The sequence below is a fragment of the Kitasatospora sp. MAP12-44 genome, from assembly GCF_029892095.1.
Taxonomy (GTDB): Bacteria; Actinomycetota; Actinomycetes; order Streptomycetales; family Streptomycetaceae; genus Kitasatospora.
On the sequence record NZ_JARZAE010000004.1, the window covers coordinates 5,340,763 to 5,356,277 of the forward strand.

A 15,515-nucleotide genomic window follows, 5' to 3' on the forward strand; every position below is an offset into this window, starting at 1 on the left:
GTCGGTCCTAGTCCGTCAGCTTGCGGGCCAGCGCGACCAGCACCCGGACCGAGTCGTCGGTCAGCTCGGGGAGGCTGTCGTAGTCGAACCAGCGCAGGTCGAGCGACTCCTCACTGATCAGCTCCTGCGCGCCGGGCGGTGCCACCGCGACGTACTGGACGTCCAGGTGGGTGTTCTCCGGCTTGTCCTTCCCGGTGCAGCGGACCTGGTGGCGGTCGAGCTTGACCGGGCAGGGCAGGCCGCCGGACTCCAGCAGCGACAGGCCGGCGATGCCGGACTCCTCGGTGGCCTCGCGCAGCGCGGCGGCGGCCAGCGTCGTGTCACCCGGCTCGCAGTGGCCGCCCATCTGCAGCCAGATCCCGACCTTGGGGTGCAGGGTCAGCAGCACCCGCCCGGCCGTCGGGTCGACGACCACCGCGCTGGCCGTGATGTGGGCCGGCAGGCAGGAGCGCCAGAGCCCGTCCTGGTGGTCGGCCAGGTGCGCCAGGTAGTCGCGGCGCAACTGCTCCTGTTCGGCGTCGGCTGCGGTCCAGTCGCGCAGGGCGCGGACGGCGTCGGCGTGGATCATGCGCTCGGGTCGTCCTTCGGGTCGTCCTTCGGCCGGTCGGTCGGCTCGTCCGTCGGTGCGTCCTTCGGAGCCTGCCGGCCCGCCGCGGCCTCGCCGAGCAGCTTGTCGATCGCGTCGAAGTCGAGCCCGCCCTCGATCGGCTCCTGGCCGCCGCGGTGCACAAAGCCGTCCGGGTCGTCCAGGTCGGTGGCGGTCGGCAGCATGTCCGGGTGCTCCCAGAGCGCGTCGCGGCCGCCGATGCCGCGGGCGTCGGCCAGCGAGGCCCACAGCCGGGAGGCGTCCCGCAGCCGGCGCGGGCGCAGCTCCAGGCCGACCAGCGTCGCGAAGGTCTGCTCGGCCGGCCCGCCGGTGGCGCGGCGGCGGCGCAGCGTCTCGCGCAGCGCGCCCGCCTGCGGCAGGTGCGGCTCGGCTGCGGCGTGCACCACCGCGTCGACCCAGCCCTCGACCAGCGCCAGCGCCGTCTCCAGCCGGGCCAGCGCGGCCTTCTGCGCGGGGGTGTCCTCGGGCTGCAGCAGCCCGTTGGAGAGCGCCTCCTGCAGGGCCTCCGGGTTCTCCGGGTCGAGCCGGCCCATCAACTCCTCCATCCGGGAGGTGTCGACCTTGATGCCGCGGGCGTAGGCCTCGACGGCGCCGAACAGGTGCGCGCGCAGCCACGGCACATGGGCGAAGAGCCGCTGGTGCGCGGCCTCGCGCAGCGCGAGGTAGAGCCGCACCTCCTCGACCGGCACGCTCAGGCCCTCGCCGAACTCGGCGACGTTCTGCGGCAGCAGCGCGGCCTTGCCGGCCGGCGCCAGCGGCAGGCCGACATCGGTCGAGCCGACCACCTCGGCGGCCAGCGCGCCCAGCGCCTGCCCGATCTGGGTGCCGAACATCGCGCCGCCCATCGAGCGCATGACGCCCATCAGCGGGCCGGCCATCGACTGCATCTCCTCGGGCAGCACGCCGCCCATGGCGTTGCCGACCCGCTCGGCGACCGGGTCGACGAGCTCCTTCCAGACCGGCAGGGTGGCCTCGATCCACTCCGCGCGGCTCCAGGCCACGGCGGTGCCGGCGCCGGAGGGAAACTCGGTGGCGGAGTCCAACCAGAGGTCGGCCAGCCGGACCGCCTCGGCGACGGCCGAGCGCTCGACGGAGCTCACCGAGCGGTCCTTGGCCTTGCCCTCGGCGGGCTCGGCCACCACGGTCTGGCGGGCGATGTCCTTGGCCAGCTCCCAGTTGACCGGGCCGCCGTCGAAGGACAGCATCTGGCCGAGCTGCTGGAACGCGGCGCCCAGGTCACCCGGGTTGAGGCCGCCCATCATGGCGGCGAACGGGTTGTCGCCGCCGGCTCCCCCCGCGCCGCCCATCCCGAAGAGCGCGCCGAACGGGTTCGCGCCGAAGCCGAACGGCTGCGGCTGGCCGGCTTCGCCGGGCTCACCCTGGCCGGGCTTGCCGGCCTGGTCGTCCTTGCCGTCCTCGGGCTCCTCGGGCGGAACACCGAATCCGAAGGGGAGGTCGCTCACGGGTTCCTCGATCTGGTCGGCCGTCACGCGCGGGTGGTGTGGCGGGAAATGCAAACAAGGGGACTGCAGGTGGGGGACGGTTCGAAGCGGGCTCGCCCGCGCCGGGTGCACCGCCGAGCCCTCTCCTCGGGCAGGATGGACGGTACGTGACACTCGTACGTACGCACTTAAGCTAACCGTGGAGGATGGCCGGTGAGTTCCCCGCCCTCGGACGTTCGCTCTGGGCTGACCGGAGGCGAGGAGGCCCAGTCGGCCTGCGGACCACCGTCTCCAGCCTACGGCGGCCGACCGCTCACCGTCGCCGTCACCGGCGCAGCCGGGGTGCTGGGTTCGCGCCTCGCCGCCCGCCTGGTCGAGTCGCCCGGCGTCCGCAAGGTCCTCGCGATCGACGACCGCCGCGGCGAGGTGCCGGGGGTGCAGTGGCGGGTGCTCGACGTCCGTGATCCGGCGGTCGCCGAGCGGCTGCGCGGCGTCGACGTGGTGGTCCACCTCGCGATGGACCTGGGGATGGAGACCGACCCGCGGGCCCGCAGCGCGTACAACGTGCGGGGCGCGCAGACGGTGGTGACCGCCGCCGCGGCCGCCGGTGTGCACCGGGTGGTGCTGTGCACCTCGGCGATGGTCTACGGCGCGCTGGCGGACAACGAGGTGCCGCTCGCCGAGGACTCCGAGCTGCGGGCCACCGAGGAGGCCAGCCTGGTCGGCGACCTGCTGGAGATCGAGCGCCTGGCCCGGCGGGCCCCGCGCGCCCACCCGGGTCTGCAGGTCACCGTGCTGCGCCCGGCCGTGGTGGTGGGCCCGGGCGTGGACACCGTGCTGACCAGGCATTTCGAGGCGCCCCGCCTGCTGGTGGTGGCCGGTTCGCGGCCCTGCTGGCAGTTCTGCCACCTGGACGACCTGGCCTCGGCGCTGGAGTACGCCGTGCTCGGCCTGGTCGAGGGCGAGGTGACGGTCGGCTGCGACGGCTGGTTGGAGCAGGAGGAGGTCGAGGAGCTCTCCGGGATCCGCCGGATGGAGCTGCCCGCCGCGCTGGCGCTGGGCACGGCGGCCCGGCTGCACCGGCTCGGGCTCACCCCGGCACCGGCCGGGGATCTGGCCTACACCATGTACCCCTGGGTGGTCTCCGGCAGCCGGCTGCACGAGGTGGGTTGGCGACCGGCCCACACCAACGAGCAGGTGCTGGCCGAGCTGCTGGCGCAGGTCTCGGGCAAGCACGCGGTGGCCGGCCGCCGGCTCGGCGGCAAGGAGGCCGCGACCAGCCTGGGCGCGGCGGGGGCGACGGTGGCCCTGGTGGGCACCGCGGCACTGGTCCGACGGGCCCGCAAGAGGCGCCGGATGTGAGGCTGACCGGGCTGGTGATCCGACGTTTGGATAATCCGTCAATCGCCGCCGGCTGAGCGGATCGGCCATCATGGGAACCATGTCCGAGAACCACGACCCCATCCGCCTGCTCGCCGTCCGCGAGACCCCGCTCTCCCTCGACGAGGTGTACGCGGCGGTCGGCGACGACACCGCCGGCGGTACCACCGTCTTCGTCGGGACCGTCCGGGACCACGACGGCGGGAAGTCGGTGTCCGCGCTGGAGTACAGCGCCCACCCGAGCGCCGTCCAGGAGATGCGGCGGATCGCGGAGAAGGTGGCCGCCGACTACCCGGTCCGCGCGCTGGCCGCCGTGCACCGGATCGGCCGGCTGGAGATCACCGATGTGGCCGTGATCGTCGCCGTCTCCTGCCCGCACCGCGGCGAGGCCTTCGCCGCCTGCCGCAAGCTGATCGACGACCTCAAGCACGAGGTGCCGATCTGGAAGCACCAGATCTTCGCCGACGGCGAGGAGGAGTGGGTCGGCGCGGGATCCTGCTGACCCGCTGGACCACGGTCATACGATGGCCGCCGAGGGTGGCGCGCGGAGTCCCGTAACTCGGATGGCGCTCCAGCCGTTCTCTCTCCAGGCGGTTAGTGTGCTGATAGGCACGATGAGCTGGGAGTACGAAGATGGCTGCGCTCGCCTGGTTGGGTATCCCTGTCGTCGCGGGGCTGTTCGCCGTTCTCTGGGCGGCCTGGGCCGCCCGTCCGCCGCGCGCCACCGGGGACGGTGCCTCGCTCGCCGAGCACCAGCGGTTCAACGCCGCGATGGAGCGCAGCACCGGCTCGCAGGCCCCCGCGGAGCGGTCCGGTCGGTAGACCTGGGGGGCGCCGCCCCGCCCTGGTCCCGTACTGTCGTGCCATGCCACGCCGCTCAGCGACGATGCTCGCCGCCACCCTGCTGCTGATAGCGCTGCTCTGCGCCTCCGTGCTGATGAACGTGCCGTACACGCAGCTGAGCCCCGGTCCGACGTACAACACGCTCGGGGCACAGGACAAAGCCGGCACCCCGGTGATCTCGATCACCGGCCACCAGACCTACCCGACCTCCGGTCACCTCAACATGACCACGGTCCAGGTCACCGGTGCGAGCTACCAGCCGAGCCTGGTCTCGGTGGTGGTCGGCTGGCTGCGCAACGACGTGCTGGTGGTGCCGCACGACACCATCTACCCGCAGAACCAGACCGATCAGCAGGCCGAGCAGCAGAACCAGCAGGAGTTCGTCTCCTCGCAGGACAGTGCCAAGACGGCCGCGCTGACCGAGCTCGGCTACCCGGTCGGCACCGAGGTGATCGTCTCCACGGTCGTCACCGGCAGCCCGTCCGACGGCAAGCTGCACGCGGGCGACCAGATCGTCGCGGTGGACGGCACCAAGATCACCGACGCGACCCAGGTCGCCGCCCTGGTGACCAAGCACAAGCCCGGCGAGAGCGTGGTCTTCACCGTCGTCCCGCACGGCAAGGACGGACCCACCCCGAACCCGGCCGACGAGAGCCAGGTCACGATCGTCACCACCAAGGCGCCCGACGACCCCAATCGGGCGATGGTGGGCATCCTGCCGGGCACCACGCACAGCTTCCCGTTCAAGGTCGACATCGGCCTGCAGGACGTCGGCGGCCCGAGCGCGGGGCTGATGTTCTCGCTGGGCATCGTGGACAAGCTGACGCCCACCGACCTGACCGCGGGCAAGTTCGTGGCCGGCACCGGCACCATCACGGACACCGGCCAGGTCGGCCCGATCGGCGGTATCTCGATGAAGGAGATCGCCGCCCGCGACGCCGGGGCGCAGTACTTCCTCACCCCGAGCGACAACTGCGCCGAGGCGGGCAAGAACACCCCGCACGGGCTGCGGCTGATCAAGGTGGACACCCTGGACGGCGCGCTGAAGGCGCTCGCGCAGATCCGGGCCGGACAGGACGCGGCACTGCCGTCCTGCCCGGCCTCGTAGGACGGGTCCTAGGAGAAGGTCGCCAGCAGGGCCTTGGTCAGGCCGGGGACCAGGTCGGGGCCGGTCAGCACCTCGCGGGCGATGTCCTTCTCGCGCAGCCGCAGGGCGGTCTCGCGCTTGCCGTCGCGCAGCACGGCGGCGGTGATCCGGACCTCCTGGCGGTCCTGGTGGTTGGCCACCCACTCGGCCAGCTGAGCCTCGGAGGCCTTGCTCGGGCGGCTCTTCTCGGCACCCGGCGGCAGCATCAGGCGCTCGACCACCAGGGCGCAGCCGGCCACCATGGCCGGCCACTGGATGGTGCCGAGGAACTCGTCCAGCGCCGTCCCGGCGGGCAGCTCGTCCTGCTCGACCGGGGTCAGCGCGCCGTCCTGCTCGGGGCCGAGCCCGAGCTGCTTGGCGAGCTTCGGGTCGGTCCGGCGCAGCTCGGCGCTGTCGACCAGGGCGAACAGGCGGGCGGGCAGGTCCCAGCCGAGCTTGGAGGCGTACTCGTCGATCTCCAGAGCAGCGCGGGTCAGCGGGGTCGCGGCCGGCGGAAGGCCGGTCTCGGCGGGGGTTTCAAAGGCATCGGACATGACTCAATCCTCACATGAGCCGGGACCGGGGGGCGCCCGGGAGCCGGTGGATCCGTATGGAACGCGTCCAACGCCTGGGAACTCGGCTCAAGGCTGATTAAGTTGCACTGGTGGGCTCCGGCAAACCCGGTATCACCCGCTCAGCTCAATCCCATCGGCCGATCCGACCACAACAGCAGAGGTGCCCCCTTGGTATTCCAGATGCCCGACCGCGGAGGGCCGGGGTTCCGTCCCAGAGTCGGACCGCCTTCCCGCCGCGTGCGGGTTCTCGTGCTCACCGCTGGTGCCCTGGTCCTGCTGTTCCTGGCCTTCGTCATGTTCGCGGGCTTCTGGACGGACTGGCTCTGGTTCAAGTCGGTGAGCTACTCCTCGGTCTTCACCACCCAGCTCTGGACGAAGGCCGGGCTGTTCGCGGTGTTCGGCCTGCTGATGGCGCTGGTGGTGGGTCTGAACCTGTGGCTGGCCTACCGGTTGCGCCCGCCGCTCTCGGCGATGTCGGCCGAGCAGCAGAGCCTGGACCGCTACCGGATGGGCCTGGCGCCGTACCGCAAGTGGGCGCTGATCGGCGTCGCCCTGCTGATCGGCGTGATCGCCGGCGCCGCGGCCTCCGGGCAGTGGCGGCTGTGGCTGCTGTGGACCAACGAGACGCCGTTCGGGGTGAAGGACAGCCAGTTCCACCTGGACGTGTCGTTCTACGCCTTCGAACTGCCCTGGTACGAGTTCGTGCTCGGCTTCGCCTTCAGCGCGGTGATCGTCTCGCTGCTGGCGGCGCTGTTGGTGCACTACCTCTACGGAGGGGTGCGGTTGCAGGGGCCGGGGCGCCGGGCCAGCGCCGGTGCGCAGGGCCACCTCGCGGTGCTGCTCGGCGTGTTCGTGCTGCTCAAGGCGGTCGCCTACTGGCTGGACCGGTACGCGCTCGCGGTCAAGACCGGCGCGTACAAGGGGGTCGAGGGCTGGACCGGCCTGCGGTACGTGGACGCCAACGCCTTCCTGCCGGCCAAGACCATCCTGTTCTGTGTCGCGCTGATCTGCGCGGTGCTCTTCTTCCTGACGCCGGTGCGCCGGACCTGGGCCCCGGCGCTGATCGGCTTCGGCCTGATGGCGCTCTCGGCGGTGCTGATCGGCGGGCTCTACCCGGCGATCGTGCAGCAGTTCCAGGTCAAGCCGAACGAGCAGGCCAAGGAGACGCCGTACATCAAGCAGAACATCGATGCGACGCGGCAGGCCTACGGGATCGCGGACAGCCAGACCTCGCAGTACACGCCGGCGGCCTCCACCGACCCCAAGACGGTCGCCCCGGACGCCCAGACCATCGCGGACATCCGGCTGCTCGACCCCAACATCGTCTCGCCCACCTTCCAGCAGATCGAGCAGCAGCGCTCGTACTACGGCTTCCCGTCGACGCTGGACGTGGACCGCTACGGCGCCCAGCCGAACGCCCAGGACACCGTGATCGGCCTGCGCGAGCTGGACCCGACCGGCGTGCAGCAGCACAACTGGATCAACGACCACTTCAAGTACACGCACGGCTACGGCGCCGTCTCGGCCAAGGGCAACCAGGTCAACGACAAGGGCCAGCCGGTGTTCACCGAGTCCGGCCTGCCCACCACGGGCGCGCTCGGCGACTACCAGCAGCGGATCTACTACGGCGAGAAGACCGACACCTACTCGATCGTCGGCGGCACCAACCAGGAGATCGACTACACCTCGGACTCCGGCGACAAGACCTACCAGTACCAGGGCGGCAGCGGCGTCTCGCTGAACAACCCGTTCACCCGGGCCGCGTACGCGGTGAAGTTCTCCGAGCCGCAGATCCTCTACTCGGGCGCGATCACCCAGGGCGCCAAGGTGCTCTACGACCGCACGCCCAAGGAGCGCGTCGAGAAGGTCGCGCCCTGGCTGGCGATCGACGGCGACCCGTACCCGGTGGTGGAGAACGGCCACCTCACCTGGGTGCTGGACGGCTACACCACCTCCGACGGCTACCCGTTCTCCTCCAAGACGACGCTGGGCGACGCCACCAAGGACTCGCTGACCGACGTGCGCGGCCAGGTGCTGACGCCCGCCAACGAGGTCAACTACATCCGCAACTCGGTCAAGGCCACCGTGGACGCGTACACCGGCCAGGTGACGCTCTACCAGTGGGACTCCAGCGACCCGGTGCTGAAGACCTGGATGAAGGCGTTCCCCGGCACGGTCCAGCCGGAGAGTGCCATCCCGGCCGCGCTGCTGCCGCACCTGCGCTACCCGCAGGACCTGTTCAAGGTGCAGCGCGACCTGCTCGGGATGTACCACATGACCGACCCGAACTCCTTCTTCAACGGGACGGACATCTGGCAGGTCCCGGTCGACCCGACCAACGACAGCGGGCAGTCCCAGCCGCCGTACTACCTGACGGTCCGGATGCCCGACCAGCCGGCCGGCGCGGGGAACTTCTCGCTGACCACCACCTTCGTCCCCAGCGGCCGCGACAACCTGGCGGCCTTTATGTCGGTGGACGCGGATCCAGGGCCGGACTACGGCAAGATCCGGATCCTGAAGGTGCCGAGCGACAGCAAGACGCTCGGGCCCAAACTCGTGCAGTCGCAGTTCAACTCCAATCCGGTGGTGGCCAACCAGCTGACCCTGCTGAAGAACGGCAGTGACTCGGACCTGGAGTACGGCAACCTGCTGACCCTGCCGGTCGGCGGCGGATTCCTCAACGTCGAGCCGGTGTACGTGAAGGGCCGGGGGGCCAACTACCCGGTGCTGCAGAAGGTGCTCGCGGTGTACGGCAACGACAACGTGGCCTTCGAGAACACCCTGTCGGACGCGCTGGCGAAGGTGCTCGGCGGCTCCGCCGGGGCCACCGGGACCGTGCCGACCTCGCCCTCGGGTGGCGGCGGTACGACGCTGCCGGGCGGTGCCGGCGACCCGGCCCTGCAGCAGGACCTGGCGGCGGCACAGAAGGCCTTCACGGACGGGCAGAACGCGCTCAAGATCGGTGACTGGACGGGCTATGGCACGGCGCAGCAGGCGCTGCAGGACGCGCTGACCGCTGCCGCGGCCGAGGAGCAGCGGCTGGGTGGCGCGCCGGCCTCGCTGCCGGCCACTCCCAAGGCCTCGGCCCCGCCGTCTGCTTCGGCGTCTGCTTCGGCGTCGGCTTCGGCTTCGGTGAGCCCTTCGCCGTCGCCGTAACCGCTCGACCCGGTGCACTGCGCCCGCCCACCCGGGTGGGCGCAGTGCACGGTTCACGCCCCCGACGTGCTATGTTTACAACACAACGACGCGGGGTGGAGCAGCTCGGTAGCTCGCTGGGCTCATAACCCAGAGGTCGCAGGTTCAAATCCTGTCCCCGCTACTCTCGTTGAAGGTCCGGAGGTTCTCCTCCGGGCCTTCTTCGTTTTCCGGCGGAGCTCCGTCCTTCGGAGTGGGTGTCGGAGGTGGCCGATGGCCTTGGAAGTGCATCTCGAAGGGCGGCTTCGGCCTCATGATTCGTCGCTTCGGCTCCCGACGTGCTATGTTTACAACACAACGACGCGGGGTGGAGCAGCTCGGTAGCTCGCTGGGCTCATAACCCAGAGGTCGCAGGTTCAAATCCTGTCCCCGCTACTCTCGTTGAAGGCTCGGAGGTTCTCCTCCGGGCCTTCTTCGTTTTTCCGGACTGCTTCTCCGCAGTTCTCACGGCAGGTGTGTTGACGCCGCCCGCCGGCTGGTCCACGTTGGGTCCGCCCTGCGCTCATCGCCCCGGGGCGGAGGGGAGCGGACCGATGGACCCGCAGGACGCGGACGACCCGCCGCTGCGGTACGAGGTGCTGGGTCCGCTGCGGATCCGGCGCGGCGGCACCGAGTGCGACGCCGGGCCGGCGATGCAGCAGGCCGTCCTCGCGGTGCTGCTGCTGAACGCCAATGAGCCGGTCTCCCGCGAGCGACTGGTGCAGGCCGTCTGGGGTCATCGGGCCACCGCCAACTCGCCCGCGCTGCTCGCCACCTACGTCGCGCGGCTGCGGCAGGTGCTGGAGCCCGGGCGGGCCCGGCGGGTGCTGGACGGGGTGCTCTCCTCGTGGAGCGGCGGCTATCGGCTCTCGGTCGGCTCCGACTGCCTCGACCTGCAGGTCTTCGAGCGCGCCCGCTCGCGCGCCCGCGAGCAGCGGGCGGCCGGCGACCTGGCCGGGTGCGCCGCGACGCTGGACCGGGCGCTGGGCCTGTGGTGCGGCGGCGGCCTGGACGGACTGCCCGGGCCGTACGCGGCGCTGCACCGCGGGCGGCTGGCCGAACTGCGGCTGGCCACCGAGGAGGAGCGGTTCGAGCTGGCCCTGCTGCTGGGCCGCCAGCACGAGGTGGTGGCCGAGTTGGCCGTGCTGGCGAGTGGGCATCCGCACCGCGAGCGGCTGCGGGCGCTGCTGATGCTGGCGCTCTACCGGGCCGGCCGGCGCAGCGAGGCACTGGCGGTCTACGTGGAGACCCGGCGGCTGTCGATCACCGGGCTGGGTCTTGAACCTGGCCGGGAGCTGGCCGAGTTGCACCAGCGGATGTTACGCAGCGACTCGACCCTCGAACTCGCCGCCGTGGACGGCCGCCGCGCCGGGGTGCTGAGGAGCGCCTGGCGGCCGGCCCAACTGCCCTCCGACCTCTCTGACTTCACCGGGCGCTCGGCCGCGCTGCGGGCACTGGGCCGGATCCTGCTGCCCGGCTCCGAGCCCGGCGCGCCGCGTCGGGCGGCGGCGGTCGCGGTGGCCGTGGTCAGCGGACCGCCCGGGATCGGCAAGACGGTGCTCGCCGTGCGCGCCGCGCACCGGCTCCAACACCACTATCCGGACGGCCAGTTGTACGCCGCTCTGCACGGCCCGGACGGGCGCCCGCGCGCCGCGATCGAGCTGCTGGGCCGGTTCCTCATCGATCTCGGGGTGGAACCGGCTGATCTGCCGGGGGAGTTGGAGCAGCGCGCGGCACTCTTCCGCTCGGTCAGCGCGGGGCGCAGACTGCTCCTGGTGCTCGACGACGCCGAGGGTGAGGCCCAGGTGTCGGCGCTGCTGCCGGGCTCGCCGAGCTGCGCCGTGCTGGTCACCGCGCGCGCCCGACTGGCCGAACTCCCCGGTGCCCGACCGGTGGTGCTCGACCGGCTGGCGCCGGCCGAGGCGCTTCGGCTGCTGCGCCGACTGGTCGACGCGGTGGGGGAGCGGCCAGTTGGCCAGCAGGCCGCCGAGCAGGGCGCCGCCGAGCAGGGCGCCGCGGAACGGGTGCTGGCGGCCTGCGACGGCCTGCCGCTGGCGCTGCGCGCCGTCGCCGTCCGGCTGGCCGCGCGCCCGGGCGGCGGGCTCGCCCCGCTGGCCGACCGGCTGGCCGACGAGGAGCGCCGCCTGCTCGAACTCAGCCCCGGTGGACGGGGGGTGAGCGCCGCCTTCGCGTCCTGCGGTGAGCGGCTGCGCCGGGCCCCGGACGGCCCGGCGGGTTGGGAGGCGTTCCGACGGCTGAGCCTGGCGGGCGCGACCGAGTGCACCGCGCAGGCGGCGGCCGATCTGCTCGGGCTCGGCGAGCAGCGGGCCGAGCACCTGCTCGACCTGCTCGCGCAGTACGGTCTGCTGCGCCGCACGGCCGTCGGTGGATACCGGGCGGACCCGCTGGCGGCGCTCTTCGGGCGGTCGCCCGGATGGACGCCGGATGGAATCCGGATGGCGCCCGACTCCCCCCGGTGGTCGGGGCGACCGGACTGACGTGCGGCGATGTCGCGGCCGGCGAGTGGCCGCAAAGGTCTGTACCACGTTGCCGGTGGGCCGGTTGTCCCCGGTCCGTCAGAGCGTCTTGACCGCCCATTTGGTCTAGTCCACTCTGTGGGCCAGGCCCCAGCAGCGCACCCCGAGATGCTGCCCGGGCCGCTCTCCCTGCTGCCTGTGTCACGCGTCCCGGGCGCGGCCCGGTGTGCCGCGCCGCCCTGCTGATCAGAGGAGCCGCACCGTGCATCGTGCCATCAGACCCACCGAGAGAAGACCTCGCCCCGGGCCCGCACATCCGGGCCCCAGGGCGGCGCTGGCCGGTGCGACGGCGCTCCTGCTGACGCTGGGCGGCGCGGTGCTGCTCACCACCGGCGGCAGTGCCAGTGCGAGCGTCGGCCTCGACGCGGGCAATCTGCTGCAGAACCCGGGATTCGAGACCGGCACCCTGGCCGGCTGGAGCTGTTCGGCGGGCTCCGGCGCGGTGGTCAGCAGCCCGGTGCACTCCGGCTCGTACGCGCTGAAGGCCACCCCGGCGGGCAGCGACGACGCGCAGTGCACGCAGCAGGTCGCCGTTCTTCCCAACTCGGCTTACACGTTGAGCGGTTGGGTGCAGGGCAGCTATGTCTACCTGGGCGACAGCGGGACCGGTGGGACGGACACCTCCACCTGGAGCACCAACGCCGCCTGGAACCAGCTGACCACCGGCTTCACCACCGGCGCGTCGACCACCAGTGTGACGGTCTACCTGCACGGCTGGTACGGGACGGGCGCGTACGGCGCCGACGACCTGGTGCTCTCCGGCCCCGGCGGCACGCAGCCGCCGCCGACCACCCAGCCCCCGACCTCGCCGCCGCCGACCTCGCCGCCCCCTACGACGCCCCCGCCGACCTCGCCGCCGCCCACCACGCCCCCGCCCGGCGGCAACAAGCACCTGCTCACCGGCTACTGGCAGGACTTCGACAACGGCGCCACCGACCAGCGGCTCAGCGACGTCAACCCCGCCTACGACATCATCGCGGTGGCCTTCGCCGACGCCGACCCGTCGAAGCCCGGCGGCATCACCTTCTCGCTGGACAGCACCCTGTCGAGCAAGCTCGGCGGCTACACCGACGCCCAGTTCAAGGCGGACATCAAGGCCAAGCAGGCGGCCGGCAAGAAGGTCGTCCTGTCGATCGGCGGCCAGAACGGCACCATCTCGGTCGGCGACGCCACCTCGGCCGCCAACTTCGCCTCCAGCGCGTACGCCCTGATGCAGAGCTACGGCTTCGACGGCGTGGACATCGACCTGGAGAACGGCGTCAGCCCCACCTATATGGGCAACGCGCTGCACTCGCTGGCGTCGATGGCCGGCAGCGGCTTCGTGCTCACCATGGCGCCGCAGACGATCGACATGCAGTCCACCGGCGGGGACTACTTCCAGCTGGCGCTGAACACCAAGTCCATCCTGACCATCGTCAATATACAGTACTACAACTCGGGTTCGATGAACGGCTGCGACGGCAACGTCTACTCCGAGGGCAGCGTCGACTTCCTGACCGCGCTGGCCTGCATCCAGCTGCAGGGCGGTCTCGCGCCCAGCCAGGTCGGTCTGGGCATGCCCGCCTCGACCAGCGCGGCCGGCAGCGGCTATGTCTCGCCGAGCGTCGTGGACAACGCACTGGACTGCCTCGCGAGCGGTACCAACTGCGGGTCCTTCAAGCCCCCGACCAGCTGGCCGGGTATCGGCGGAGCCATGACCTGGTCCACCAACTGGGATGCCAGCAACGGCAATTCCATCGCCGGCACGGTCGGCAGCCACCTCCACGGCATGAGCTGACCCCGGCCGGCAACTCCTTCCCCCACAGCACAGGAGAGCACGCAATGCGCAGAACCAGTCGATCGGCATGGGCGGTGACCTCGGCAGCCGGGCTGCTGCTGGGCGCGGCCATGTCGGTCCTGGGCATGGCCCATGCCCAGGCCTCGCAGGACCTCCCGACGGCCACCCCACTGGCCGCCCCGACCAACACGACCGGCGCGCCCGCGACTTCGGGCGGCATGAAGGTGGCGTACTACGACCAGTGGTCGGTTTACCAGAACGCCTTCTACCTCCAGAACGTCAACAACTCCGGCGAGGCGAGCAAGCTCAACTACCTGATCTACGACTTCGAGAACATCGACCCGGTCAACCTCACCTGCTTCGAGGCCGACTCGGCCGCCTCGCAGGACGAGAACAACCCCAACGCGGGTGACGGCGCGGGCGATTCCTTCGCCGACTACGGCAAGAGCTTCGGTTCGGACATCAGTGTGGACGGCACCGCGGACGCCTGGAACATGCCGATCGTCGGCAACTTCCACCAGCTGCAGGAGTTGAAGGCGAAGAACCCGAACCTCAAGATCCTGCTGAGCCTGGGTGGTTGGACGTACTCCAAGTACTTCTCGGACGCGGCGGCGACCGACGCCTCGCGCAAGAAGCTGGTCAGCTCCTGCATCGACATGTTCATCAAGGGCAACCTGCCCTCGCAGAACGGCTACGGCGGCGCGGGCACCGGCAAGGGCATCTTCGACGGCTTCGACATCGACTGGGAGTACCCGGGCGGCGGCGGCCACACCGGCAACCACTCCAGCGCCGCCGACAAGCAGGACTTCACCGCTCTGCTGGCCGAGTTCCGCGCCGAGTTGAACGCGCAGGGCACGGCTGACGGCAAGACCTACGCGCTCTCCGCCGCGCTGCCGGCCGGGCAGGACAAGATCGAGAACGTCCAGACCGACCAGATCGGGCAGTACCTGACGTTCGGCGATCCGATGACCTACGACATGCACGGCGGCTGGGAGCCCACCGGGCCGACCAACCACCAGGCGCCGCTCTACCAGAACCCGGCCGACCCCTCCACGCCGATCGCGCCGGGAACGTCCACGTACTCGGCGGACGAGGCGATCAAGGCCTACACGGTCGGCGATCCGCAGTACGGGATACCGGGCGGCTTCCCCGCGGCCAAGCTGAACATGGGCGTGCCGTTCTACTACCGCGGCTGGACCGGAGTGCCGGCGGGCGCCAACCACGGCCTCTTCCAGACCGCGACCGGTCCGGCGGCCGGCGCCGCCGACTCGGGCAGCGTGGCGGGCATCCGGATGTACAAGGAGCTCTCGGGGGTCGTCGACAATCCGGCGGACACCTTCTGGGATCCGAGCTCGCAGGCGGCGTACTTCTACGACGGCACCAACTTCTGGTCCGGTGAGGACGCCCAGTCGCTCCAGGCCACGGCCGACTACCTGCACTGCAACGGCCTCGGCGGGACGATGATGTTCTCGCTGTACGACCTGGACTCGGCCGCCACGCTGTTCAACGCGGCGGTCGCGGACACCAACGGCTCGGCCGCCAGCTGCCCGGCCCCGACGCCGACGCCGACTCCCACCCCGACGCCGACGCCGACTCCCACCCCGACGCCGACTCCCACCCCCACCCCGACCCCGACGCCCACCCCCACCGGCCCGTCCGGCGGCATCGTGGTCAACGGCGGCTTCGAGTCCGGCTCGCTCGCCCCGTGGACCTGCACCGGCAACCTCGGCTCGGTGGTGAGCAGTCCGGTGCACTCCGGCTCGCACGCCCTCGCGGGCGCCGCCAGTGCCAGTGATGACGCACAGTGCTCGCAGACCGTCACCGTCAAGCCCAGCACCACCTACACGCTCTCCGCCTGGGTGCAGGGCAACTACACCTACCTCGGGGTGACCGGCTCCGGCGCGGACACCTCCACCTGGACCAGCGGCTCCGGTTGGTCCCAGCTCTCCACCAAGTTCACCACCGGCGCCGCGGTCACCTCGGTGACCATCTGGGTGCACGGCTGGTACGGCCAGGGCACCTACTACGCGGATGACTTCACCGTGAGTTGAGCG

General features: G+C 71.4%; 11 protein-coding genes and 2 tRNA genes. 10 read left to right on the forward strand and 3 right to left on the reverse strand.

Annotated elements, in window-relative coordinates:
* Window positions 1-7: 7 nt before the first annotated feature.
* Together P3T34_RS24740 and P3T34_RS24745 are read right to left on the reverse strand one after the other, a co-directional pair.
* On the reverse strand, window positions 8-568 hold the full coding sequence (locus P3T34_RS24740) for an NUDIX hydrolase (protein WP_280668238.1): 561 nt from the start codon (window positions 566-568) through the stop codon (window positions 8-10).
* A complete protein-coding gene (locus P3T34_RS24745; protein ID WP_280672357.1) occupies window positions 565-2,070 on the reverse strand; it encodes a zinc-dependent metalloprotease in 1,506 nt (501 codons plus the stop codon). The genes P3T34_RS24740 and P3T34_RS24745 overlap by 4 nt, the downstream gene beginning before the upstream one ends.
* 192 nt (window positions 2,071-2,262) lie before the next feature.
* Here P3T34_RS24745 and P3T34_RS24750 point away from each other — a divergent pair, with 192 nt between their 5' ends.
* The 4 genes from P3T34_RS24750 to P3T34_RS24765 all read left to right on the forward strand — a co-directional run bounded on the left by P3T34_RS24750 (window position 2,263) and on the right by P3T34_RS24765 (window position 5,380).
* Window positions 2,263-3,411 (forward strand): NAD-dependent epimerase/dehydratase family protein, encoded by a 1,149-nt coding sequence (locus P3T34_RS24750; RefSeq protein WP_280668239.1) that lies wholly within the window; start codon window positions 2,263-2,265, stop codon window positions 3,409-3,411.
* Window positions 3,412-3,490: 79 nt separating this feature from the next.
* Window positions 3,491-3,931, forward strand: a complete 441-nt coding sequence (locus tag P3T34_RS24755) for a molybdenum cofactor biosynthesis protein MoaE (RefSeq protein WP_280668240.1) — start codon at window positions 3,491-3,493, stop codon at window positions 3,929-3,931.
* Between the two features lie 131 nt (window positions 3,932-4,062).
* Window positions 4,063-4,251 (forward strand): hypothetical protein, encoded by a 189-nt coding sequence (locus P3T34_RS24760; RefSeq protein ID WP_280668241.1) that lies wholly within the window; start codon window positions 4,063-4,065, stop codon window positions 4,249-4,251.
* Between the two features lie 43 nt (window positions 4,252-4,294).
* On the forward strand, window positions 4,295-5,380 hold the full coding sequence (locus P3T34_RS24765; protein ID WP_280668242.1) for a PDZ domain-containing protein: 1,086 nt from the start codon (window positions 4,295-4,297) through the stop codon (window positions 5,378-5,380).
* 8 nt (window positions 5,381-5,388) lie between these two features.
* Here the strand turns inward: P3T34_RS24765 and P3T34_RS24770 are convergent, their stop codons facing one another.
* The gene (locus tag P3T34_RS24770; RefSeq protein ID WP_280668243.1) at window positions 5,389-5,952 is read right to left on the reverse strand and encodes a PPA1309 family protein; all 564 of its coding nucleotides are present in this window, start codon (window positions 5,950-5,952) and stop codon (window positions 5,389-5,391) included.
* 201 nt (window positions 5,953-6,153) lie between these two features.
* Between P3T34_RS24770 and P3T34_RS24775 the strand changes: the two genes are divergently transcribed.
* The 6 genes from P3T34_RS24775 (at window position 6,154) to P3T34_RS24800 (ending at window position 15,512) form a co-directional block, all read left to right on the forward strand.
* Entirely contained in the window at window positions 6,154-9,129 is a 2,976-nt protein-coding gene (locus P3T34_RS24775; protein ID WP_280668244.1) for a UPF0182 family protein, read from the forward strand.
* A gap of 89 nt (window positions 9,130-9,218) precedes the next feature.
* A tRNA-Met gene (locus P3T34_RS24780) sits at window positions 9,219-9,292 on the forward strand.
* Window positions 9,293-9,469: 177 nt separating this feature from the next.
* Window positions 9,470-9,543: transfer RNA gene (locus P3T34_RS24785), tRNA-Met, on the forward strand.
* Window positions 9,544-9,701: 158 nt separating this feature from the next.
* Window positions 9,702-11,645, forward strand: a complete 1,944-nt coding sequence (locus P3T34_RS24790; protein WP_280668245.1) for an AfsR/SARP family transcriptional regulator — start codon at window positions 9,702-9,704, stop codon at window positions 11,643-11,645.
* Window positions 11,646-12,003: 358 nt separating this feature from the next.
* On the forward strand, window positions 12,004-13,461 hold the full coding sequence (locus P3T34_RS24795) for a glycosyl hydrolase family 18 protein (RefSeq protein WP_280672359.1): 1,458 nt from the start codon (window positions 12,004-12,006) through the stop codon (window positions 13,459-13,461).
* Between the two features lie 44 nt (window positions 13,462-13,505).
* Window positions 13,506-15,512, forward strand: coding sequence for a glycosyl hydrolase family 18 protein (locus P3T34_RS24800; RefSeq protein WP_280668246.1), 2,007 nt, complete (start codon window positions 13,506-13,508; stop codon window positions 15,510-15,512).
* Window positions 15,513-15,515: the final 3 nt, after the last annotated feature.